The 22158-nt window shown below is 65.1% G+C and carries 17 protein-coding genes and 1 pseudogene; 4 read left to right on the forward strand and 14 right to left on the reverse strand.

The window, feature by feature from the left end; translation table 11 throughout:
- Positions 1–277 precede the first annotated feature (277 nt).
- Positions 278–955 carry a Crp/Fnr family transcriptional regulator gene (locus ABV518_RS21825; protein WP_131135058.1) on the reverse strand — a complete coding sequence of 226 codons (678 nt, stop codon included), beginning with the start codon at positions 953–955 and terminating at the stop codon, positions 278–280.
- Between the two features lie 276 nt (positions 956–1231).
- Here ABV518_RS21825 and ABV518_RS21830 point away from each other — a divergent pair, with 276 nt between their 5' ends.
- Positions 1232–2416, forward strand: a complete 1185-nt coding sequence (locus ABV518_RS21830; RefSeq protein ID WP_367771590.1) for a MarP family serine protease — start codon at positions 1232–1234, stop codon at positions 2414–2416.
- 49 nt (positions 2417–2465) lie between these two features.
- On the opposite strand, the gene ABV518_RS21835 is transcribed toward ABV518_RS21830, so the two are convergent.
- From ABV518_RS21835 to ABV518_RS21870, 8 genes and pseudogenes are all read right to left on the reverse strand, one after another.
- Positions 2466–3530, reverse strand: coding sequence for a DUF2332 domain-containing protein (locus tag ABV518_RS21835; protein ID WP_367771593.1), 1065 nt, complete (start codon positions 3528–3530; stop codon positions 2466–2468).
- Between the two features lie 2 nt (positions 3531–3532).
- On the reverse strand, positions 3533–3991 hold the full coding sequence (gene aroQ, locus ABV518_RS21840) for a type II 3-dehydroquinate dehydratase (protein ID WP_131135061.1): 459 nt from the start codon (positions 3989–3991) through the stop codon (positions 3533–3535).
- 470 nt (positions 3992–4461) lie between these two features.
- A pseudogene (locus tag ABV518_RS21845) lies at positions 4462–4680 on the reverse strand (LacI family DNA-binding transcriptional regulator); the annotation flags it as partial.
- A 19-nt stretch (positions 4681–4699) separates the two neighbouring features.
- The gene (gene galE / locus ABV518_RS21850) at positions 4700–5713 is read right to left on the reverse strand and encodes a UDP-glucose 4-epimerase GalE (RefSeq protein ID WP_367771597.1); all 1014 of its coding nucleotides are present in this window, start codon (positions 5711–5713) and stop codon (positions 4700–4702) included.
- Between the two features lie 87 nt (positions 5714–5800).
- Positions 5801–7984, reverse strand: a complete 2184-nt coding sequence (locus ABV518_RS21855; RefSeq protein WP_367771600.1) for an alpha-galactosidase — start codon at positions 7982–7984, stop codon at positions 5801–5803.
- Positions 7985–8123: 139 nt separating this feature from the next.
- On the reverse strand, positions 8124–9467 hold the full coding sequence (locus ABV518_RS21860) for a sugar ABC transporter substrate-binding protein (RefSeq protein ID WP_367771603.1): 1344 nt from the start codon (positions 9465–9467) through the stop codon (positions 8124–8126).
- Positions 9468–9517: 50 nt separating this feature from the next.
- On the reverse strand, positions 9518–10465 hold the full coding sequence (locus tag ABV518_RS21865; RefSeq protein WP_367771607.1) for a carbohydrate ABC transporter permease: 948 nt from the start codon (positions 10463–10465) through the stop codon (positions 9518–9520).
- Positions 10466–10477: 12 nt separating this feature from the next.
- Positions 10478–11443, reverse strand: coding sequence for a carbohydrate ABC transporter permease (locus ABV518_RS21870; protein ID WP_367771727.1), 966 nt, complete (start codon positions 11441–11443; stop codon positions 10478–10480).
- Between the two features lie 213 nt (positions 11444–11656).
- On the opposite strand from ABV518_RS21870, the gene ABV518_RS21875 reads away from it, so the two are divergent.
- Positions 11657–12859, forward strand: a complete 1203-nt coding sequence (locus ABV518_RS21875; RefSeq protein ID WP_367771609.1) for a Gfo/Idh/MocA family protein — start codon at positions 11657–11659, stop codon at positions 12857–12859.
- Between the two features lie 14 nt (positions 12860–12873).
- Positions 12874–13893, forward strand: a complete 1020-nt coding sequence (locus tag ABV518_RS21880; RefSeq protein WP_367771611.1) for a LacI family DNA-binding transcriptional regulator — start codon at positions 12874–12876, stop codon at positions 13891–13893.
- On the opposite strand, the gene ABV518_RS21885 is transcribed toward ABV518_RS21880, so the two are convergent.
- The 5 genes from ABV518_RS21885 to acs form a co-directional block, all read right to left on the reverse strand.
- Positions 13890–14678, reverse strand: coding sequence for a DeoR/GlpR family DNA-binding transcription regulator (locus tag ABV518_RS21885; RefSeq protein WP_367771614.1), 789 nt, complete (start codon positions 14676–14678; stop codon positions 13890–13892). The two genes, ABV518_RS21880 and ABV518_RS21885, sit on opposite strands and share 4 nt — an antisense overlap.
- A 57-nt stretch (positions 14679–14735) precedes the next feature.
- Positions 14736–15650, reverse strand: coding sequence for a carbohydrate ABC transporter permease (locus tag ABV518_RS21890; protein WP_367771617.1), 915 nt, complete (start codon positions 15648–15650; stop codon positions 14736–14738).
- Positions 15647–16618: a carbohydrate ABC transporter permease gene (locus ABV518_RS21895; protein WP_367771620.1), complete on the reverse strand. Its 972-nt coding sequence runs from the start codon at positions 16616–16618 to the stop codon at positions 15647–15649. The genes ABV518_RS21890 and ABV518_RS21895 overlap by 4 nt, the downstream gene beginning before the upstream one ends.
- A gap of 132 nt (positions 16619–16750) precedes the next feature.
- Positions 16751–18061, reverse strand: coding sequence for an ABC transporter substrate-binding protein (locus ABV518_RS21900; protein WP_367771622.1), 1311 nt, complete (start codon positions 18059–18061; stop codon positions 16751–16753).
- Between the two features lie 207 nt (positions 18062–18268).
- Positions 18269–20281 (reverse strand): acetate--CoA ligase, encoded by a 2013-nt coding sequence (acs, locus tag ABV518_RS21905; protein ID WP_367771730.1) that lies wholly within the window; start codon positions 20279–20281, stop codon positions 18269–18271.
- 419 nt (positions 20282–20700) lie between these two features.
- Between acs and ABV518_RS21910 the strand changes: the two genes are divergently transcribed.
- Complete coding sequence (locus ABV518_RS21910) at positions 20701–22101, forward strand: hypothetical protein (protein ID WP_367771625.1); 1401 nt, start codon at positions 20701–20703, stop codon at positions 22099–22101.
- Positions 22102–22158: the final 57 nt, after the last annotated feature.

The raw sequence follows: 22158 nt of genomic DNA on the forward strand, positions 1-22158 counted from the left end.
ATCATCGCCCTCGCCCGACGCCGCTGCGACACCCTTTTCGCCATGCTCCGCGATGGCAGCCTCTACCACCCCAAAAAACCCCAAACCCCTTGACGAACAACATAGGGACACTCTCACTTTCTGCAGGTTTTTGGGCAATGCTCTCTCACTTTCCTTAAGAAAGTGAGAGAGCGTGTGTGGAAAAGCTGCAGAATGTGAGAGAGCGTTTGCAGGTGGTTAACGCAGAAGGCCGGACCGATTCTTCGGGCCGGCCTACTGCTTGCTTCTAAAATGCGGTCTAGCGGGAGCGCTGGCGGAGGCGCTGCATGTCCAGGATCACCACGGCGCGGGCTTCGAGACGGAGCCAGCCACGCTGGACGAACTCGGCCAGGGCCTTGTTGACGGTCTCGCGGGAGGCGCCCACCAGCTGTGCCAGTTCTTCCTGGGTGAGCTCGTGTGCCACCAGGACACCGTCCGTGGCCGGGCGGCCGAAGCGGTCTGCCAGGTCCAGGAGCGCTTTGGCCACGCGGCCGGGGACGTCCGAGAACACGAGGTCCGAGAGGGAATCGTTGGTCCGGCGCAGGCGGCGCGCCAGGGCCTGCAGCAGCTGGGCCGAAACCTCGGGGCGGGTGCGGAGCAGAGTGTTGAGGCTCTCGTTCTTCAGCCCGGCCAGACGGGTTTCGGAGACGGCCGTGGCAGTTGCCGTACGCGGGCTCGGGTCGAAGAGGGCCATTTCGCCGAAGAGCTCGCCCGGGCCGAGGATGGCCAGGAGGGATTCCCTGCCGTCCGGGGACGTGCGTCCCAGCTTCACCTTGCCGGAGACGATGAAGTAGAGCTGGTCACCCTGGTCGCCCTCGCGGAAAACCGAAGCCCCGCGGGAAAGGTCCACCTCGGTCAGCTCGTCCGTCAGCAGACGGAATGCCTCGTCGTCGAGCGTGGCGAAAAGGGGTGCTCGGCGCAGTACCTCGATGTCCATAAAATCTCCTGAATAAAAAGTGTCGGCTGTGGCGCTTGTGCCATTGTTTCAGAATTTTCAAGGTTCTGTGACGTACTTGGCAGCTGAAACACCCTGAAGCACCCGCTCGAAAGCCCGTTTGGGCCGTGCAGGGCAACCTTGGAAGCATTCCTCCGGACCGTGTCCGGACAGTGCTCCACCAAGTGCGGGTCCGGAATCCGAGGCCGTGGAGGCCCCACAGAATAATGTCAGCCGGCGCCATTAGAATTGGGTTTCAACTGTTTATAAGGAGCCTTGGTGTTTGGCTTGACTGTTCTGGACCTGGTACTGATCCTTGTCCTGCTGTCGTACCTGGGCTATGGCCTGCGTAACGGGTTCCTGGTGACACTGGGCGGAATTGCCGGTTTCGCTGCCGGCGCCGTGGCCGCCTTTTTTGCGGTGCCCTTCGTCAGCGGCTTCGTAGATGATTCGGGCTGGAGGCTGACCGCCATTGTGGCGGCCGCCGTCGTCCTGATGGCTGTGGGGCACGGGGCCGGCACCATGATCGGCCGCAAAATCCGCGGCGCCGTGCGGATCAGGCCGCTGCGCGCCGTGGACCGGCTGGTGGGCGGTGCAGTGAACGTCGCGGTCTCAGCGCTGGTCATGTCCATGCTCGCCTTCAGCGTCAGTTCCCTCGGTGTCCCGCTGGTGTCCCAGCAGTTGGCCGAATCGAGGGTGATCCGGTTCATCGACGGGCTGACGCCCACGCCGGTGAAGGCCACCATGGCCCAGCTGCGTTCCACGGTGATCGGCAACGGCATCCCCACCCTCCTGGAAGGCCTCGACCAGGGGCAGCCGGTGGCGGTTCCCAACGCCAGCACTGACACGCCTGCCCTGAACCGCGCCGCCGAATCAGTGCTGAAAATCGCCGGCACCGCCTTTGAATGCGGCCAGAACCAGACCGGAACAGGCTTCGTCGTGTCACCCGGCCGGGTTGTGACGAATGCCCACGTTGTGGCGGGCGTGTCGCAGCCTGTTGTGGAGGTTCCAGGCGGCAGCGCCATGCCGGGACGCGTGGTCTACTTTGACACCCGGCACGACCTCGCCGTCCTGGCCGTGGACGGACTGCCCGCCGAACCGCTTGCCCTGAGCCCTGACCTGCCCAACGGCAGCCCGGCTGCTTTCGCCGGCTATCCGCACGGCGGTCCGTTCCAGTCCAAACCGGCCACCGTGCAGGACATCACCACCGTCCTGGTTCCCGACATCTACGGAAACAGCCCGGCGCCCGAGGAGATCTACCGCCTCGCCGGCGACATCCAGCCCGGCAACTCGGGCGGGCCGCTGCTGACCACCGACGGCCTGGTGGCCGGTGTGATCTTTGCCAAGGCAACATCTGACGCCGAACTGGGCTTCGCCATCACCATGGACGACCTCAGCCCGGTCGCATCCCAGGCGCCGGGGCTCAGCGCGCCCGTATCGTCCGGGCAGTGCATCCAGAAGTAGCCAGGCGACCGGACGAAGCCCCGGCCCGTTTTGGCCTGCGGCCGCTGGCTCACAGCCATTCGAGGCTTTGGCCGTGGGGTCCGGTGATGGCCACAGGGGTGCCGTTGTGCGTGAGCAGGAACCTGCCCATGATCCGCTGCGGGTCCACTTCCGGGACCACGCTTGAGCCGTCCTCCTGGTAGATGACCATGTGCCCCTCGTTGCTGAGCCAATGGACGCCCCTGGCAGCTGCGAGCTGCAGCATGGTCTGCCGGAATTCGGCACGGCCACTGGCCGTCAGGTAGCCCATCACGGCGCTGTGAAACACTACCAGCGCAGTGTCAGCCGGTGCCCGGGCAGCAAGGTCCAGGAGATGCTTGTTCAGGTCCCCGGCCACCAGCAGCGGCGGATCCTGCCGGGCAATGGCCACGGCCTGCCGGAGCCGCGCACTCCGGAACTCCTGCTCCGGCCACACGAGCGCTTCCAGCCACGCGACGTCCTCGGGATCAGCCACGTCCAGCGGGTTCAGGTCGATCCCCGCCCGCCACACCACCGGCGGTAGCGCCGCCGGCACCGGCACTGAACCGCTGATGGCGCACTTCAGCACCGGGGCCGCGGCGGCCCCGTCCGGACCGGGAGACAGCCTCGTGACGGTTGTGCCGTCGTCGTACTCGTAGCCGTACCGGTCCGGGTACAGCACCAGGCCCGCCGAGGCACCCACCTCCAGCAGCGCCAGCGGCTTGCCCTCGGCCACGGAGATGGCCGCCAGCGAGGGCAGCAGCGTGGCGCAGCGGCCGGCCTCGTTGGTCTGCGTGGACCGGGAGAGGACAATCCTGCTGACGTCGTCCCAGCGGGCCTCAAGGAAGTTGCGGAACTGCGCATAAGGACCCGGCTGCGCGCCGAGGAACCGCGCGGCGGCCAGCAGAAGGTTGGGTTGGCGCTTATGGTGCGGCCACCGGTCAATGCGGGCGATCAGCTGGGGGTCTCCCGCGATGCCGAGCGTCCACTCGGCGTAGCAGGGCGACGAGCCGGGCGCTTCCACGCTGCCAAAGTGCCGGTACCACACGGCAGTGCGGGACTCAGCCGGGGGAGCCGCCCCCTCAGGTGCGGGCTGCGGGTCCTGCCCGGCCGCCATGGCTACAGCGCTTCGGCCAGGTAGTCGATGGCGAGCTTGTAGCCGAACACTCCGGCGCCCACGATCACCGCGGCGCAGACAGGTGACAGGAAGGAATGGTGCCGGAATTCCTCGCGCTGGTGCACGTTGGTGATGTGGACCTCGACGGCGGGCAGCTGCACCGCTGCCAGGGCGTCGCGCAGGGCAACAGAGGTGTGGGTGAAGGCGCCGGCGTTCAGCACAATTCCGACGGCGGTGCCGCGGGCTGCGTGGATGGCGTCCAGGAGCACACCCTCATGGTTGGACTGGACACATTCCACGGTGAAGCCGTGGGCCTCGGCAGCGGTGGCGGCCAGCTGCTCGACGTCGGCGAGGGTGGACGTGCCATATTTCTCCGGCTCGCGGGTCCCCAGCAGGTTAAGGTTGGGGCCGTTCATTACGAGGATCGTGCCGCGTCCGGCAGCGGTGGTGGCTTCAGTCATGGATGCAAATCTAGCGCCTGGGAGGGCGCGGTGGCGCATTCTTACGGAACGGGGATGCCGCTCCCGGCCAGGTATTCGACGGCAAGTTTGTAGCCAAGATTGCCCGCGCCCGAGATCACAACGTTACAGGCGGAAGAATGCTCCAGGCAGGGGCTCATGCCACGACGGATTTCAACCGACGGAACCATCGTGGAAGCCAGGGCATCGTGGAGTCCTACGGCGGCCGGGCGTTCGAGTCCGTCGGAGGTGACGATGATTCCGGCTGCCGAGGCTGCGGCCGCCCGGACAGCCCCGACCGTTCCGGCGTTGTCGCAGGTTTCGAGGGACACGCTGAACCCATGTGTCCACGCAACAGACTGGACGAGTTGTTCGATATCGGACGCTGAATTGCCTGTCTGCTCGGGCTGGCCGGCCGCCGGCCCCAGGACAACGAGGATTGTCCCGCGCGGGACATTTGCCTCCTGGCTGCCCCGTCCCCGGGCCAGCTCCGATGCCGCGGCGGAGGCAACATAGCCGAGACTGTTGGCAGCGGACATGACTTTCTGCCGGGTGGCAGCGGAGACTCGCGGAAGCCCACGCAGGGCACGGGAGACTGTGGCTGTCGAGACATTTGCGGCGGCCGCTACTTCCCTGATCCCCGCGGTGTGAAGTGACCTTACCGCTTGGCTGCCGTGGTCGGGACGGGACATGAGCGGCTCCGTCCCAGACCTAGGAGTTGTAGCCATTCGGGTTGTTCTTTTGCCAGCGCCAGTGGTCTTCGCACATCTGGTCGACGGTTTTGGTGGTGGACCAGCTGAGGTCGGCCAGGGCGGAGGTGGCGTCGGCCCAGAAGGCGGGCAGGTCCCCGGCGCGGCGGCCGGTGATCTCGTAGGGGATGGGCTGGCCTACGGCTTTTTCGAAGGAGCGCAGGACTTCCAGGACGGAGGAGCCTTTGCCGGAGCCGAGGTTCCAGCGGAACACTCCGGTGCGGTCGGCGACGTGGTTCAGGGCTGCGACGTGGCCTTCGGCGAGGTCCACGACGTGGATGTAGTCGCGCAGGCAGGTGCCGTCCGGGGTGTCGTAGTCGCCGCCGAAGACCATGAGCTTTTCGCGGCGCCCGACGGCGACCTGCGCGATGAAGGGGACGAGGTTGTTGGGGATGCCCTGGGGGTCCTCGCCGATGCGGCCGGAGGGGTGTGCGCCGACGGGGTTGAAGTAGCGGAGAACGGCGATGTGCCAGCGCGGGTCGGCGTCGCCGAGGTCGGAGAGGATGTCCTCGATCTGTTCCTTGGTCCGGCCGTAGGGGTTGTTGGCGCCGATTTCCATCTTCTCCACATATGGGATGGGGTTGTGCTCGCCGTAGACGGTGGCGGAGGAGCTGAAGACGAGGGAGCGGACGTTGTGCCGGTCCATGACCCGGATGAGGTGCAGTGTGCCCACGAGGTTGTTGTAGTAGTACTTCAGCGGTTCGCGGACCGATTCCCCGACCGCCTTGAGGCCGGCGAAGTGGATGACGGCGTCGATCCCGCTGTTGGCGAACACCCCGTCCACTGCGGCCTCGTCCACCAGGTCCACGTAGTGGAACTCCACGGCCTTGCCGCTCATTTCGGCAACCCGCCACAGGGATTCCTCGCCGGAATTGACCAGGTTGTCGATCACCACCACGTCATGGCCGGCTTCCTGCAGGGACAGAACAGTGTGGGAGCCGATGTACCCGGTGCCACCAGTGACCAGAATTCGCATGGATGTCCTTTTATCTTGAGCGGAGGGCGGCCCGGCCGTTCCCCCGCTGCGGAGAGCGGGGGAACGGCAGGGCAGGCCTTCCAGTTGCTACTGGGCGGTCAACCTCAGCACGATGGCGTGTTCCGGGTTGAGGATGGGCATCGCCAATCCCACTTCGGCAAGGAAACGGCCGCCGGCAACGGCGCCGTCCGCGAGCCAGGCCGGGGGACGGACCTGCGTAAACGTGTGCGCGTAATCGGGGTCGCCGGGTGCCGGGAAGATGGCCTCCACCCGGTAGGTCCGGTCCGGTTCCAGCCCGGGGATGGTGATCCGGCCGGGCTGTTCAGCGAACGCGGTGCGCGTGCTGACCAGGGCGAACAGTGCCGCCGTTGTGCCCTCAGCAGTGCCTGCGGGGGCCACCACGCCGTGCAGCATCAGGGAGCCGTCGGCAACGTCCGCACGCACCATCCGCCCGGAGTGGATGAGGTTCCGGTGTTCCTTGTAGAGACCGATGAAGCGCTTGAGCTGCTCCCGTTCGGCGCCTTGGACTTCGCGGACGTCCCATTCCATGCCGAAGTGGCCGAACAGTGCTGTGATGGCTCGGAACGACAGGTCGTGCGTGCGGGCGGTGGTGTGCGAGGTCGTGGGGCCGATGTGTCCGCCGACCAGTTCCGGCGGGACCACCAGCCCGGTCCAGCGCTGGATGGTCTGCCGCTCCAGGGCATCGTTGCAGTCCGAGGCCCAGATCCGGTCGGTCCGTTCCAGAATGCCCAGGTCCACGCGGGCGCCGCCGGAGGAGCAGCTTTCAATCTCGACGCCGGGGTGGGCCTTCTTGAGCTCGTCAAAGAGTCGGTAGGCGGCCAGGGTTTGCTCGTGCACCGAGGAGCGGCCGGCGTGGCCGTGCTCGACAAGGTCGCGGTTCTGGTCCCACTTGAGGTAGCTGATGTTGTTCCCTCGCAGGAGTGCGTCCACGCGGTCGAAAATGTACTGCCATGCTTCGGGGTTTACGAGGTCGATCACGTGCTGGTTGCGCCACTCGATGGGCAGGCGGCCCCCGTCCTTGTGGGAGAGGGAAGCTGGACCCACGATCCATTCGGGGTGGGCGCGGGCGATGTCGGAGTCCAGATTGACCATTTCCGGTTCCACCCAGAGGCCGAATTCCATTCCGCGGGAGGTGACGGCGTCGATCAGGGGCGTGAGCCCGTTGGGCCACAGTGATTCGTCGACGTACCAGTCGCCGAGTCCGGCGTTGTCGTCGCGGCGGCCGCGGAACCAGCCGTCGTCGAGCACAAAACGCTCGACGCCGAGCTCGGCGGCGGAGTCAGACAGTTCGATCAGGGTGGGCAGGTTGTGGTCGAAGTAGACCGCTTCCCAGGTGTTGAGGACCACGGGACGGGGCTTGCCGCCGCCGGACGAGGGGAGAACGTGGTGGGGCCGGGACCGGAACCAGCTGTAGAACGCTTCGCTGATGCCGTCCAGGCCGCGGTCCGAGTATGCGGCGAACAGCGCAGGGGTGGTGTAGCTGGCGCCCGGGGCGAGGATCACTTCGGCCGGGCCGAGGAGCTCCGAGCCGCCGATCATGGTGCGGCCGTCGCCGATGCTGTCCGCGAACTGTTCGTGGTTGCCGCTCCAGGCCAGGTGGGTGGCCCAGACTTTGCCGTGGCGGTTGCCGAAGCCGGCGGTGCCGGCGGCAAACAGGAGTGAGGAGTCGTGTCCGGTGCGGCCGTGCCGGCCGGAGCGGACCCAGGTGCCCTGCTGGATGGGGCGGCGCTGCGGGTGCCGTTCGCGGCACCAGCGCCCGGTCAGGTCCAGGAGTTCGACGGCGTCCGGCGCCACCGGGAGGACGGTCGCCAGTTCGTCGAGCTGGTAGGAGGTGCTGCCGTCGTTGGTGACGGTGTGCCGGAGCTCCAGCAGGCCGCCGTCGTGCAGTGTCAGGGTGGAGGTGACGGTCAGGCCGGCGTCGGGATCGGCCTGGACGATAACCGCGGAATTGCCCTCGGCGCTGGCTGTGACGACGCGGAGGCGGGCTGAGAAATCAAGGCCGGAGACGCCGTCGGCGATGCGGTGGCCGCGGAGGGCGGGACGGCCACGCCAGCTGGACGAAGCCTGCGGCAGGAGGCCTGCGGGGACGGTGGCATCGATGGCGGAGTGCGGGATCGGTTCGCCCAGGATGGCGAGGTCCGGCAGGGGGACGCCGCCTAAATCGGTGCCCCAATGGATAATCTCGGCCTCCCCGCTGTTGAAGCTGATCACCAGGCTGGTGCCGGCGGTACGGAGGTGGAGCGGATCCATAGGTATGTCTCTTTCAGTCATCATGTTGGTGGGTGTTGGAGTGTGGGTGCCCGGATGCCGCCGTCGCGAGGAGGGAACGGCGGCATCCGGAGCGGGTGACTGCGGCCACACCCGCAGTCACGTTTTGGCTGGAACAGGCCTACTTGAAGAGGGCGTTGACCTGTTCGTTGGCCTCGGTCAGGGAGCTGGCAGGCTTCTTCCCGGAGAGGACTGCGTCCATGGCGGGCTTCATGATGCCCTCGACCTTCGCAGCCTTGTCCGCGATCGGCAGGAGGAAGGTCGTGTCGTCCTTGACGTGGGTAGTGAAGGCGCTGACGTCGACGCCCTTGGCCTCAAACGCCTTGGCGGCGAGCTCGGAAGAGGTGGTGATGGCCGGGAACACGACTGCCTTTGATGCAACTACGTCCTGGCATTTGGCCGAGGCCAGGTATTCCACCCATTTGACGGAAGCTGCCGGGTTCTTGGTGCCGGCCCAGATGGAGTCTGCCAGGCCGTTGAACATGGACGCGCGCTTGCCGTCCGGTCCCTTGGGCGTGGGGGCTATGCCTGTTTCCACTCCCTTGTAGCTGGTGTACTGGCCGATCATCCAGGAGCCGTTGGTGTTGATGGCGGCCTTGCCGGCACCGAAGTTATCCGTCACGCTGGCGCCCACCGTGGTTTCGAGCTTGGGCATGTAGCCCTTGTCCACGAGTCCGGTCCACCAGGCGATGGTTTCCTGGAATTTGGGATCGTCGTAATTGAATTCCTTGCCCCACGGGTTCTTATCCGTGTGGGTCCAGCCCATGGTGGCGGACAGGAAGCTCCACTGCGTCTGGCCCGTGCCTGCGCCGGAGTTTTCCAGGCCCAGGCCGTAAACGGCGACGTTGTTCTTGTCGAAGCCTGCCTCGTCGCCGCGTACACCGTTCTTGTCAACGGTCAGGTGCGCGATGGCCTTCTCGTAGCTGCCGCCGTCCTTCGGATTCCAGTCCAGGCCCTTGAGCTGCTCTTCGGTGTAGCCGGCATCAGCCACGAGTTTTTTGTTGTAGAACATCGCGACGGTGTCCCAGTCCTTGGGCATGCCGTAACGCTTGCCATCTTCGGTGACCCACAGATCGCTCAGTCCCTTGTTGTAGATGTCCAGGTCGAGCTTGTCGTTCTTGACGGCGTCGTCGAGGGCGAGGAGCTGCTTCTTGGAGGCGAACTCGGGGTACTTGGCCAGGTGGTCGGTGAAGACGTCCGGGGCGGTTCCGGCGACGAAGCCGTTGGTGAGGGTGGTCCAGTAGTCGTCCCAGCCGCGCTGGGTGATCTTGACCTTGATGTCCGGGTTGGCCTTGGTGAAGTCGTCAGCGCACTGCTGGTAGGCCGGGAGCTGGTTTGAGTCCCAGAGCCAGTAATTGATTTCCCCCTTGGCCTCTGTGGACGTGGTGGTGCTCCCGCCGCCGCAGGCGGAAAGTGACAGGGCGATGGCGGCGGCGACAGCTGCGGCGCCGATGGTTTTCTTCATGGTGGACCTTTCGAGGGTGTTGCAGGGGAGGGGTGAAGCAGTGCGGGAAATCATTTGATGCCGGAGAAGCCGATGGAGTTCACGACTCTTTTGCCGAAGGCGATGAAGAGCAGCAGGACGGGCAGGGCGGCGATCAGGGTTGCGGCCATTAGGCCGGACCAGTCGGGGGCGCCTTGGGGGGACTGGGATCTGAAGACGCCCAGGCCGACGGTGAGGACGCGGACGGATTCGTCCTGGCCGACGAGCAGTGGCCAGAAGTATTCGTTCCAGGTCCCGATGAAGGTCAGCAAGGCCAGGGTGGCCATGGGGGCTGCGGCGTTGGGGAGCACAATCTTGAAGTAGATGCGGAACTTGCTGGCGCCGTCGAGCATGGCCGCTTCCTCGACTTCCCGGGACATGGAGAGGAAGAACTGGCGCAGGAAGAAGATCGCGAAGGGTGTCATGAACAGGAAGGGCAGGATGATGCCCGCGTAGGTGTTCAGGAGGCCGAGGTTCTTGATCATCAGGAAGTTGGGCAAGGCGGTGAAGATCGGCGGGACCATCATGGTGGCCAGGAAGAGGGCGAACACTTTCTCCCGGCCCGGCCAGCGCAGGCGGGAGAAGGCATAGGCGGCCATGGAGCTGAAGAACACCTGTCCAACGGTGATCAGGGTGGAGACGATGATGGAGCTGCGAAGGTACATCCAGAAGTTGATGGCCGCGCCGGATCCGCCTTCGGCGAGGGCTTCTTCGGGGGTTTGCAGGCCCAGGACGCGTTTGAAGGCGCCCCAGCTGAAGTCGGCCGGCAGGAGGTTCCCGGCGTTCGCGGCGAGGGAGTGGTTGCTGGACAGGGCGGTGCGGAGCATCCACAGGAACGGGGCAACGGTCACGACGAGCGCGATGGCCACGAGGGTCCAGGCTCCGGCGCGGCGCCAGTTGAACGGTTTGCGGGCCTTGGTGATGGTGGCGGTGCGGGCCGGGGCGGGAGCGCCGTGGCGGGACGGGGTCGTAGTAGTCATGGCGGGGGGTCCTTAGTCCAGATCCGATTCGTTGCCCTTGAGGAACTTCATTTGGATGAAGGCGACCAGGGCGAGGATGACGAAGAGAATGACGGACAGTGCGGAGGCGTACCCGAAGTCCGACTCGGTGAAGGCTTTTTGGTAGATGTACATCTGGATGACGCGGGAGGCGTTGATGGGGCCGCCGGCGGTGGTGACGGCCACGGTGTCAAAGACCTGGAAGGACCCGATGACGGTGACCACCAGGACCAGGACCAGGACCGGGCGCAGCAGCGGCATGGTGATGGACCAGAACGTCCGGGACGGGGAGGCCCCGTCCAGGGAGGCGACCTCGTAGACGTGGCTGGGAATCGACTGCAGGCCGGCGAAGATCAGCAGGGCGGTGTAGCCCATGTGGCGCCAGACGTTCACGAACGCGATGGTGGGAATCGCCCATTGCTCGGAGCCGAAGAACGCGATCCGTGGCCCGCCGAGCCAGGAGATGATTTCGTTGACGATGCCCAGCTGATAGTCGAGCATCCAGAACCACAGCAGCGCAACGATCACGTTCGCCACCAGGAACGGCAACAGCAGCGCGCCGCGGATGAATGTTGATTTCGCGACCCGGTGCATCAGCAGCGCCAGGCCAAGGGCAATGACGGTCTGGAAGCCGATGTTCAGCGCCACGTACTGGAGGGTCACGCTCATGGCGTTCCAGAACAGTTCATCCGCGAAAATCGCTGTGTAGTTCTTGATCCCGATCCAGGTGGGATCACCGAGGATGCTGTACTCGGTGAAGCTGAGGTACACGCCCCGGATCGTGGGGATCAGGAAGAACGCCACGAACCCGATCATCGCCGGGAAGATGAAGACCATCGCGATCCTCATGTCCCCCATGCGGTGCGTGATGCTCTTCTTCCTGGTGCTTCCGGTCTTTCCTGCTTGAGAGCCGGCCGCCCGGTCTGCCGGGTCCCGTTGCTGCTTGGTAAGGGTGGTCATCATCGACCCTTTCCTGACTGTGATGTGGATAACAACTGATGAGAAATCTACACGAGTAGATTGAGGGTGGCAAGTGTTATTTTTCGTGCCGCAATTCAAGGAATTTATCCACTCACTGGGCTATTGACTCGAGTAGATTCGAGTGGAACACTGGGAATCTGGCGGACAGCGCTTGCCCGGCGCCCGTCCACAGCACCTACGGAAAGAGGGACAATGACGTTTTCAATCGGCGTAGTAGGAGTCGGCCAGTTCGGCGGCCAGTTCGCGCACCTGTTCAACCTCCACCCCGGCGTCAGCGACGTCTATGTGGTGGATGAGCTTCCGGAACGGGCAGGCGAGGCGGTGGACCGCTACCACCTGGCGGGGTCGAAGGCGAGCTTCGAGGACCTCCTGGCTTCCGACGTCGACGCCGTAGCCATCTTCACCCAGCGCTGGACGCACGGTCCGCTGGTGGAGCAGGCGCTCCTGGCCGGAAAGCACGTCTACTCAGCTGTCCCCATGGCCATCTCCGAAGAAGAAATCGCCCGGATCATCGATGCCGTCCGTGAAACAGGACTGGTCTACATGATGGGGGAGACCAGCTACTACAACCCCGCCACCGTCTATGCGCGCAAGCAGCACGCGGCCGGCAGCTTCGGGCGGATCTTCTACTCCGAAGGCGACTACGTCCACGACATGGACCTGGGCTTTTACGACGCTTACCAGTACAGCGGCGGTGATCGCTGGAAGGAAACCGCCAGCTACCCGCCCATGCTGTACCCCACGCACGCGATCGGCGGAGTGTTGGGTGCCGTCCCGGCCCATGCTGTCAGCGTCAGCTGCGTCGGAGTCAAGGATGACCGCCATGATGGCGTCTTTGACAAGGAGGTCAGCATGTTCGGCAACGACTTCTCCAACGCCACGGCCCTCTTTGAACTCAACGACGGCGGCGTCATGCGCACCAACGAGATGCGCCGCGTGGGCTATCCGTCCCACATCCGGGAGTCGCGGTTCCGGTTCTTCGGCACGGAGGCCAGCTTTGAACAGCTCGCCAAGGTGACGGTCTGGCAGGACAAGGAGAACGTCCACGACATTTCCGAGCAGTTCGAGGCCCGGCCCAGCATGTCCCTGGACGACCCTTCCCTGGCCAACGTTGCCCCGGAGCTGAGGGATGCCTTCGTTTCCGGGCTCTCGCCGGTGCACGACGCCGACCGGCTGCCGGAGGAGTTCCGCGGCGCACCAAACGGCCACGAGGGAAGCCACCACTTCCTGGTGGACGACTTCGTTACCGCCGTGAACAGCGGAACGCTGCCGCCGGTCAACGCCTGGGTTGCAGCCAGGTTCACGCTGCCGGGCATCGTGGCGCACGAGTCTGCCCTCCGCGGCGGGGAGCGGCTGCCCATCCGCGACTTTGGCGACGCCCCGGGGAACCAATAGCTAGCATGTACACCATGACGACTCCAGCAGTGCAGGCCCCGCGCGGCCCGGTAACCCGCAAGGACGTTGCCCGGTACGCGGGCGTGAGCACCGCCGTCGTCAGCTACGTGGTCAACGGCGGGCCCAAGAAAGTGGCACCCGCCACGGAAGCGAAAGTGCAGGACGCGATCCGTCGGCTGGGGTACCGTCCAAACGCTGCCGCGCGGGCCCTGAAGCTGGGATCCAGCGAAACAATTGGGCTGGTCATCCCTGACAACAGCAACCCTTTCTTCTCGCTGCTGGCACATGCAGTGGAAGATGCTGCCGCCGAACTGGGCTATGCCATGCTGCTTACCAACTCGGATGGAAACCTCGCCAAGGAACTCCGGCACGTCCGCAACCTTGCGGCACGCCAGGTGGACGGCGTCATACTGTCCAGTGTCTTGATGGAACCGAGCCTGGCTGACCTTGAATCGGCGGACATACCTGTTGTTCTCCTGAACCACAGCGCCGATGCGCCCGGATTCAACAGCGTGGGCGTGGATCTGGTGGCGGGCGCAAAATCAGCCGTTGAACACTTGATTGGCCACGGACACACCAGTATCGCCCTCACCATGGGTACAAACACCGGCAACTCTTATGACGGCCGTGAAGAGGGCTGGCTGCAAGCCCTGGCCGCTGCGGGCCTGTCCGAAGGCCCCATTGTCCGTACCGCCTTCACCCGGGAAGGCGGCTACGCCGCAGGGAAACGGCTCCTGGCCTCCGCGAGCCGTCCGACAGCCATCTTTGCCACCTCTGACCTGCAGGCTGTCGGTATCCTCCGGGCACTCCACGAGGCGGGACTGTCGATCCCCAATGACATTGCCCTGGCGTCGTTCGACGGTTCAGCTGAAGCTGAGTACAGCTGGCCACCCCTCACCACAGTGAAACAACCGGCAAGGGCAATGGCAGACGCCGCTGTCAGCGCCCTTATAGGCGCCCATCGCGGCCGCGAATCGGAACACCTCGTCTTTCCTGCCGAGTTGCAGATCCGGCAGTCCTGCGGCTGCTCCTAGGCTGTAGCGAGCCGAAGCCTGCCAACCCTTTCCTCCAGGACACGCCGCGCCTCAGGTCCGAGCCCGGCATCACTGATGACCTCGTCCACTTCATCCAGCGACGCTATGGAACTGATGCCCAGCACTCCCCATTTGGTGTGGTCCGCCAGCACCACAGTCTTCCGCGCTGCGGCCACAAAAGCCCGGTTCGTTTCGGCTTCCAGCAGGTTGGGCGTGGTGAAGCCGGCGACGGCCTCCATGCCGTGAACGCCAAGGAAAAGCACGTCCAGGTGCAGCTGCTTCAGCGCGTTTGTAGCGATGGGGCCAACCAGGGCGTCCGACGGCGTGCGCTGTCCGCCGATCAGGATCACGGTGGGGCTGTAGCGGGCCGGGCCCGTTGCCGCTGCGTGGTGGAACACGTCAGCGATGCGCACCGAGTTGGTAACCACCGTAATTCGGGGGCCATTGACCAGTTCCTTGGCAAGCGCCCACGTTGTGGTACCGGCACTCAATCCCACCGCCATCCCTTCCTGGACCAGTGCGGCCGCTTCAACTGCAATGGCACGCTTCTCCGCTGTCAGCTGCGTGGATTTCAGCTCAAAGCCGGGCTCGTGGGTGCTGGCATCGCCGGGGAGCTTGGCGCCGCCATGGATGCGCTCCAGTTTGCCGCCTTCCTCCAGAAGTTCGATATCCCGGCGGACCGTCATCAGCGAAACCCCCAGTTGTTGGGCGAGGTCTGAGACGCGGACAACCCGTTCGCGCTGGACGGCGTCCACGATCACCTGGTGGCGTGCTGCGGGGAGCATTTAGTTCCTTTCGTGCCGCGGCCGGGCATGGGGTAGACCGTCATCTTCCATGATGGTCTACCCTTTGCTGGAACCAAGAGTCAGCCCCGCAACAAACTGCCGTTGCAGGAGCAGGTAGATCACCAGCGTGGGAATGACAGTAATGACTGCGCCGGCGGCCAGGAGGTTGTAATTGCTCAGGAATTCGCCCTGCAGGTTGTTGATGGCCGTGGTGATCGGAAGCCGGTTGCCGCTCTGGATGAAGATGAGGGGCCAGAAGTAGTCGTTGTAGATGAAGATGACCTGGAGCGTGCCGAGCGCGGCGAACGCCGGCCGGCACAGTGGCATGATGATCTCCCGGTACTGCCGCCAGATGCCGGCCCCGTCCACCAGGGCGGCCTCGGTCAGGTCGGCGGAGAGCGCCTTCATGTAGTTGGACAGCACGAAGGTGCAGAAACCCATCTGGAAGGCGGTATTGACCGCTATGACAATGATGTAGGTGTTCAGCATGTTTCCGGAATCGCTGAACGAGTACGGCACTTCGAAGTGCTTTGCCATCTCGAACAGCGGTGCGGCGAGGACCTGCGGTGGAAGCAGGTTGCCGGCTGTGAACATGATGAGCAGCGTGATGTTGAACTTCCAGCTCACCCGGCTGACGGCGAAGGCCATGAGGGAGGCAAGGAACAAGGTCAGCAGCACAGCCGGGACGGTGATGATGACCGAGTTCCAGAAGTACGTGGAAAACCCGCCCTGGGTCCAGGCCTGGGCGAAGTTGTCGAAGTTGAAGTCGCCGGCAAGGCTGAAATAGCCGTACTGGTTCGTCGAGGCCACCGGACGGAGGGCGGTGAAAAGCGACCAACCCAGCGGGATCAGCCACATCACCGCCATGACGGCCAGGAAGATATGGGTCCCGTAGTGGCGCTTGGGCCTGCTGCCGGACCGGGGAGCCGCTGCGGCGGGGGTGCGGCCAGTGCGGGCTGTGGTGGTGCTCATGCTTTGTTCTCCTTGCCGAAAGTGCGGCTGAGGTAGAAGACAATGGGAACAAGGGAGATGACCAGCAGCACCACTGCCAGTGCTGAGCCGACGCCGATCACCTGGCCTTCACCCACGAGGTTCTGGATCACCAGGGCGCTGAGCATTTCCAGGCCATTGGTTCCGCGGTTGATGACGTACACCACGTCAAAAGCGCGCAGCGATTCGATGATGGTGATCACCACGATGACGATATTGATGGGGCGCATGGCCGGGAACACCACGCGGAAGAAGGTCTGCACGGCGTTGGCTCCGTCGATGGCGGCGGCTTCCTTGAGGGTCGGGTCCACGCCCTTCAGTCCGGCCAGGTACAGGAGCATAACGTAGCCGGCATGCCGCCACGTCGCTGCGATCAGGGCGGCCCAGATGTTCACGGAGGAGTCCCCGAACCAGTCGACGGCCTGCGGCGTCCCGGCGGTGCCCAGGAGGAAGTTCAGGAGGCCGTTGTCGCGCTGGTAAAAGAGCTGCCAGATGATGCCGATCAGGGCCAGCGACAACATCACGGGGGCGAAGAAGATGCTCTGGTAAATCCTGCTGCCCCTGATGTTCTGGTCCAGTAGCACGGCGAGCAGCAGGCCCAGCGGTGTGGCGATCAGGGCCAGGAACAGGAGCCAGAGGAGGTTGTGCTGCACCGCCGGCCAAAAGGGCGGGTAGTCCTGGGTGATGTATTGGTAGTTCGCAGTGCCGGCGGGGCGTATGTCGGCCAGGTCCAGGCCGTTCCACCGGGTGAAGCTGAGCCCCACGGACATCAGCGTCGGCAGCCACACCAGCGTCAGTTCGATCAGGGTGGGGATCCCCACCATCAGGGACAGGACCGTCTTGTCCCGTCCGGACAGGCGGCGGACCCGCCCGCCTTTTACCCTGCGGATACGGCCGCCGCCGGGTTCCCGCGCTTCCGGCGGTATCAGTTTTTGTGCGGTGCTGCTCATGGAAGTCTTCCCTCTGTTGGTGGGGACGCTGGAAGGGAACGACGGCGGCGGGAGCCTGCGCCGCCGCCGTCGTTCCGTTCCGGCTGGGCGCCTTGGAAACGGCGCTGACAGGGCTGGAAGTGCTGCCCTGAATTACTGCGCGGCGTAAAGCGACTTGGCCTGGGCCTCAAGGTTTTTGACGTCCATTTTGCCGTCCTTGATGAAGCTCTGCAGGGCCGGGATCATCACGTTGTTGGCCATGGCCGGCAGGGCGTCGCGGTCGAAGAACTGGCTGATGTACTTTGCGTCCGCGATGGTGTCCGCGCACTTCTTGTTGAGCGGGCTGAACTTGGACGTGTCCGTGCCCTTGGCGGTGGCGATGTTGGACGCATCCACGGCGGCGTAGGCGTCCTGGGCATCGGCGGTGCCGAGGAACGCCATGAAGTCGCGGGCCGCCTTGTTCTCCCCGCCCTTTTTGGACAGCAGGAGGCCGTCGATGGGGGCTTCGACGGCGTCGCGGCCTTCCATGGCGATCTCCGGAAAGGCGAAGAAATCGATGTCCGCCAGCACCGCAGGGTCGGTGAATTGCTGGGTGACGAAGGAACCCAGCAGGTACATGCCGGTCTTCTTGGCTTCCAGCGCCTTGGCGGCGTCCTGCCAGGTCTGGCCGAGGGCTGCCGGATCCTGGAAGGGAAGGAGCGCCGCCCAGGTGTCAAAGACCGCGCTGACTTTTTGCTGGTCCCAGGATTCCTTGTGTGCGCACAGGTCCACATGGAACTGGTAGCCGTTGAGCCGCATGTTGATGTAGTCGAAGGTGCCCATGGCCGGCCAGCCGTCCTTGTCGGCGAAGCCGATGGGAATGATGCCGTCGGCCTGCATCTTCGTGGCGAGGGCCTTGAGGGCGTCAAAGGTTTCCGGTACCTCGTACCCCTTTTCGGCCCAGAGGCTCTTCCGGTAGAAGAACCCCCACGGGTAGTTGTAGTTGGGTACGAAGTACATCTTGCCGTCCGGTCCGGTGGAGGCCTTCTTCAGCGCATCGGAGTAGTTGCCACCGATGGTTTCCCAGACATCATCGATGGGCGCGAGGAGCCCTTTGCCTGCGTAGTACTGCATGCGGTAACCGGCGAACCAAGTGAACGTATCGTCCGGAGAGCCCTGCAGGTAGGAATTGATCTTGTTCTGGAAATCATTGTGGGGCACCACGTTGGTGGTGACTTTCTTGCCGGACTTGGCCGTGAAGGCGTCGGTGACGGCCTGGTAGGCCCGCTTGGGGACGTCGTCGGAGGACCCGGAACCGAACGTGAGGCCGGGGGAGTCCGAACCCGTGGCGGACGGCGCGCTTCCGCCCGTACAGGCTGCGAGGAAGGGGATGCCGGCCAGGCCTGCCGCGCCGACGCCGACGGTCTTGAGGATGCTCCGCCTGCTGGGAAAAGCAGTTGCAGACGCATCAAACTGTGAAGCCATGTTCTCTCCCTTGAAAAATAGCCGCATGTGAGGTGCCTCACATTCTCTGACTATAAACTTTCAAAACGGAACATGGAAGAACGTCAAATAACATTCTTGGTGTCGATTTTTTTGAATCGTCCCAAACGAGGAGGGGCCCCGGTCTTCCCGTGGGGTTGGGAAAACCGGGGCCACTCCTCAACGTCGGACTGGCGCCAGGGACCGCTGTTACTTTCTGAGCGAGGCCGCGATCTGGGCCATGACCGTGTTGTCGGCCAGGGTGGTGGCGTCGCCTACTTCGCGGCCTTCTGCGACGTCCTTGAGGAGGCGGCGCATGATCTTCCCGGACCGGGTCTTGGGCAGTTCGGGGACCACAAGGATGGTTTTGGGTTTGGCAATCGGGCCGATTTCCTTGCCGACGTGGTTGCGGAGGTCGGCGATGATCTGGTCGCCGGAGTCCACGGCGTCACCGCGGAGGATGACGAACGCGACGACGGACTGGCCGGTGGTTTCGTCCGCGGCGCCGACGACGGCGGCTTCGGCCACTGAGGGGTGGGAGACCAGGGCGGATTCGATCTCGGTGGTGGAGAGCCGGTGCCCGGAGACGTTCATGACGTCGTCCACGCGGCCCAGGAGCCAGATGTCGCCGTCCTCGTCCTTTTTGGCGCCGTCGCCGGCGAAGTACATGGCTTCGAAGCGGGACCAGTAGGTGTCCTTGAAGCGTTCCGGGTCGCCCCAGATGCCGCGGAGCATGGCGGGCCAGGGTTCGCGGATCACGAGGAAGCCGCCGTGCCCGTTGGGCACGGATTCGCCGAGTTCGTCGACGACGTCCACGGCGATGCCGGGCAGCGGGACCTGGGCGGAGCCGGGCTTGGTGGCGGTGACGCCGGGCAGCGGGGCGATCATCTGCGCACCGGTTTCGGTCTGCCACCAGGTGTCCACGATGGGCGCCTTGTTCCCGCCAATGACGTCCCGGTACCACATCCAGGCTTCGGGGTTGATGGATTCGCCCACCGAACCGAGGACCCGCAGGGAGGTGAGGTCGTACTTGTCCGGGATGTCCCGGCCCCACTTCATGAACGTCCGGATCGCCGTGGGCGCGGTGTACAGGATGCTCACCTTGTACTTTTCGATGATCTCCCACCAGCGGCCCTGGTGCGGGGAGTCCGGGGTGCCTTCGTACATGACCTGGGTGGCGCCGTTGATGAGCGGGGCGTAGGCGACGTAGGAGTGGCCGGTGACCCAGCCGACGTCGGCCGTGCACCAGTACACGTCCGTCTCGGGGTGCAGGTCGAACACGGCCTTGTGGGTGTAGGCGCCCTGCGTGAGGTAGCCGCCGGTGGTGTGCAGGATGCCCTTGGGCTTGCCCGTGGTTCCGGAGGTGTAAAGGATGAACAGCGGGTGCTCGGAGTCATGCCCGACGGCGGTGTGCTGGGTGGATGCCACACCGACAGTGTCGTCCCACCACTGGTCCCGGCCCTCGTGCCAGTCCACGTCCTGGCCGTTGCGCTTGACCACCACAACGTTTTGGACCGTGTGCCCGCCTTCGCGGGACAGGGCGTCGTCGACGGCGGTCTTCAGGGCGCTGGGCTTCCCGCGCCGGTAGGTGCCGTCGGCGGTGACCACCAGCTTGGCTTCGGCGTCGTCGATCCGGGAGCGCAGGGCGTCCGCGGAGAACCCGCCGAACACCACCGAGTGCACCGCGCCGATGCGGGCGCAGGCCAGCAAGGTGATGACGGCTTCGGGGATCATGGGCAGGTAGACGGCCACACGGTCGCCCTTGGCGACGCCGAGGGACTCGAAGGCGTTCGCTGCCTTCTTCACCTCTTCGGTGAGCTGGGCGTAGGTGTAGGTGCGGGTGTCGCCGGGTTCACCTTCGAAGTAGATGGCCACCCGGTCCCCGAGCCCGTTCTCGACGTGCCGGTCCAGGGCGTTGTAGGCGGCGTTGACCTCCCCGCCGACGAACCATTTCGCGAACGGCGGGTTGGACCAGTCCAGCGCCTGGGTGAAGTCCTTGGACCAGGTGAGCAGTTCACGGGCCTGACGGGCCCAGAACGCGGGACGGTCCGCATCTGCCTCTGCGTAATCGGCTGCGCTGATAACGGCGTCGGCAGCGAACTCCGGGGTCGGCGCAAACTTGCGGTTCTCGTGCAGCAGGTTTTCGAAGGCGTCGCCCTGCGCCTCGCCCTGCACGGAAGCTGCGGGAGCGGTGGCGGTGGAGCCGGGAGTGTCCTGGGACATGGTGAACCTCATCATTCATCGATCTTTGTTGCGCGGCGTGTACCGTTACCGGGCCGTGCTCCGCCGCTTTTGCGCGGCATTGGGCAGCGGCCGATCACGGACAATCCGCAAAGAGCTGTTCCGAAATCAAGACTAATGCTTGAGCGGGCGGCTGTGTGCGCCCTGTCACAGAGGCGCCCGCGAACGGCGTTTATTAAGCGGTGAATGGTTTTGCGGGCCAGTCCCAGACGCCACGCAGGCACCCCCTCGGCTAGTGATAGCCAATGCTGTTGACTAGGCTGAGATTGAATTGTGACTTTCGACGGAGCCGTCCGGCAGGGTAACCGCGTTGCGTGCGACCCGGCCGGATGGGGCTTCCAGACGGCACGCATTTTGGGACTGGAAAGTCTTTCGGTGCCGCCACGCTAAGGAGAAACAGAATGAACCAGCAAAGCTTCGGCCAGAATTCCGGCCGTGCAACAGCGGCCGGACCTGATGGCCCGTCCGGGAGCAGCGCGGGGACAGGCCAGCCGGCGCCGGAAACAGGCCAGCCGGGCTCCCGCCACCAGGCCGTCCTGGGGCACTTCACCGTGCGCGACCTCGCCGTGTTCGCCGCCACCCTCATTCTTTTCGTTACCTCCCTGCTGCCGGTCTTCCTGACCCGCTTCAATCTCTGGAATGCAGGCAACCTGTTCTTCCTGGGCCTGGGAATCGTCCTGCCGCTCATCGTCAGCGCACTGTTCGCAGCCCGCAGGCTCGCGCCCGCCACGAAGGTCCGGATCGGATCACTGTCCATCGACCAGTTTGCGTCCGTAGTGGCGTCCTTCGCGCTGGCCTTCTTCTTCATTTCCGTGGCCGGCGACTACCACCCTGCGCTCCTTGCAGGGCTGATCGGCTCCATTGTGCTGTTCGCGGCCACCGTACTGGGCCGGTTCATTCCCTACTTCGCCAGCGACTTCGAGGGCCGCGCGGAGACCCCCGCCCATGTGGTGGCCCGTGAGTCTGCTGTTCCGCTGCCGAAGCCGCACACGCCCAAGGCCCCGAAGGAACCCAAGCCCGGCACGGCCGGCCCGGCAGTTGCCGGTGCGCATGACGCCGTCGTGACCGGCTCCGCTGCCGGGGCGGCAGGTGTCGCCGCAGGCTCGGCCGCTGCCGCCGGTTCCGGTGCCTCCGCCAGCTTCCAGCCGGCCGGGTCGACGCCGGGAATGTCGCCTTTTGCGCCTTCCCCGCAGTCTTCGGAAGAAGCGAAGCCCGCTCCTGCGCCGCAGGCCGCAGAGCCCACGCCTTCCCGGGCGCCCCAGCCCGTGCAGGACGCACAGCCGGCCGGTGTGGCGCACGCGGCACCTTCCGCACAGCCCGCCCAGTCAGCCCCGGCTGAGGCGGCCGTGTCATCGGCGCCGGAAGTGTCCGAATGGCCCGCCGAGGGTGACTTTGGGCCGCCAACCCAGGCAGCCGACGTCGTGCCTCCCGCCGCGGCGGCCGCGGCCGGCGAAACCCGGATGGCCGAGTCCCCGGCGGCCACGCAGGCCCGCCAGGCGTCCGAGCCCATCGCCGCCACCGCCGTCCACCAGCAGGTGAGGCGGGAAGAACCCATCGGGGCCACTGTGGATCCCGCCAGCCGTCCGGAGGAATCGGACGAGCAGACGGTCCACGAGGCCTTCTGGTTCGCCGTCGCCCAGCACCGGACCGCCGTTGACCCCCGGACTGGTGCCCCCGCCTTCGTCATTGAACCGGGCGGCTGGGTCCTGGCCCTCGAGGACCGTGGCCACGAATTCCTGGTCCAGCACACAGACGGCCGCGTGGGTGTGCTGCGCGACCTGAGCAACATCGAGCGCGGCTAGCCGGGCCGGTGGCCACGTCACGTACTCCGAGGGCGGGTGCGGCCCCGGCTGCCGGAG

Source organism: Arthrobacter sp. HS15c (assembly GCF_040812005.1).
Taxonomy (GTDB): Bacteria; Actinomycetota; Actinomycetes; order Actinomycetales; family Micrococcaceae; genus Arthrobacter.

Bases quoted from the DNA above. Each gene is read 5' to 3' on its own strand.
- ABV518_RS21825 (WP_131135058.1), bottom strand. From the start codon at position 955: ATGGACATCGAGGTACTGCGCCGAGCACCCCTTTTCGCCACGCTCGAC.
- ABV518_RS21835 (WP_367771593.1), bottom strand. From the start codon at position 3,530: ATGGCGGCCGGGCAGGACCCGCAGCCCGCACCTGAGGGGGCGGCTCCC.
- aroQ (WP_131135061.1), bottom strand. From the start codon at position 3,991: ATGACTGAAGCCACCACCGCTGCCGGACGCGGCACGATCCTCGTAATG.
- galE (WP_367771597.1), bottom strand. From the start codon at position 5,713: ATGCGAATTCTGGTCACTGGTGGCACCGGGTACATCGGCTCCCACACT.
- ABV518_RS21855 (WP_367771600.1), bottom strand. From the start codon at position 7,984: ATGGATCCGCTCCACCTCCGTACCGCCGGCACCAGCCTGGTGATCAGC.
- ABV518_RS21860 (WP_367771603.1), bottom strand. From the start codon at position 9,467: ATGAAGAAAACCATCGGCGCCGCAGCTGTCGCCGCCGCCATCGCCCTG.
- ABV518_RS21865 (WP_367771607.1), bottom strand. From the start codon at position 10,465: ATGACTACTACGACCCCGTCCCGCCACGGCGCTCCCGCCCCGGCCCGC.
- ABV518_RS21870 (WP_367771727.1), bottom strand. From the start codon at position 11,443: ATGACCACCCTTACCAAGCAGCAACGGGACCCGGCAGACCGGGCGGCC.
- ABV518_RS21875 (WP_367771609.1), top strand. From the start codon at position 11,657: ATGACGTTTTCAATCGGCGTAGTAGGAGTCGGCCAGTTCGGCGGCCAG.
- ABV518_RS21880 (WP_367771611.1), top strand. From the start codon at position 12,874: ATGACGACTCCAGCAGTGCAGGCCCCGCGCGGCCCGGTAACCCGCAAG.
- ABV518_RS21885 (WP_367771614.1), bottom strand. From the start codon at position 14,678: ATGCTCCCCGCAGCACGCCACCAGGTGATCGTGGACGCCGTCCAGCGC.
- ABV518_RS21890 (WP_367771617.1), bottom strand. From the start codon at position 15,650: ATGAGCACCACCACAGCCCGCACTGGCCGCACCCCCGCCGCAGCGGCT.
- ABV518_RS21895 (WP_367771620.1), bottom strand. From the start codon at position 16,618: ATGAGCAGCACCGCACAAAAACTGATACCGCCGGAAGCGCGGGAACCC.
- ABV518_RS21900 (WP_367771622.1), bottom strand. From the start codon at position 18,061: ATGGCTTCACAGTTTGATGCGTCTGCAACTGCTTTTCCCAGCAGGCGG.
- acs (WP_367771730.1), bottom strand. From the start codon at position 20,281: ATGTCCCAGGACACTCCCGGCTCCACCGCCACCGCTCCCGCAGCTTCC.
- ABV518_RS21910 (WP_367771625.1), top strand. From the start codon at position 20,701: ATGAACCAGCAAAGCTTCGGCCAGAATTCCGGCCGTGCAACAGCGGCC.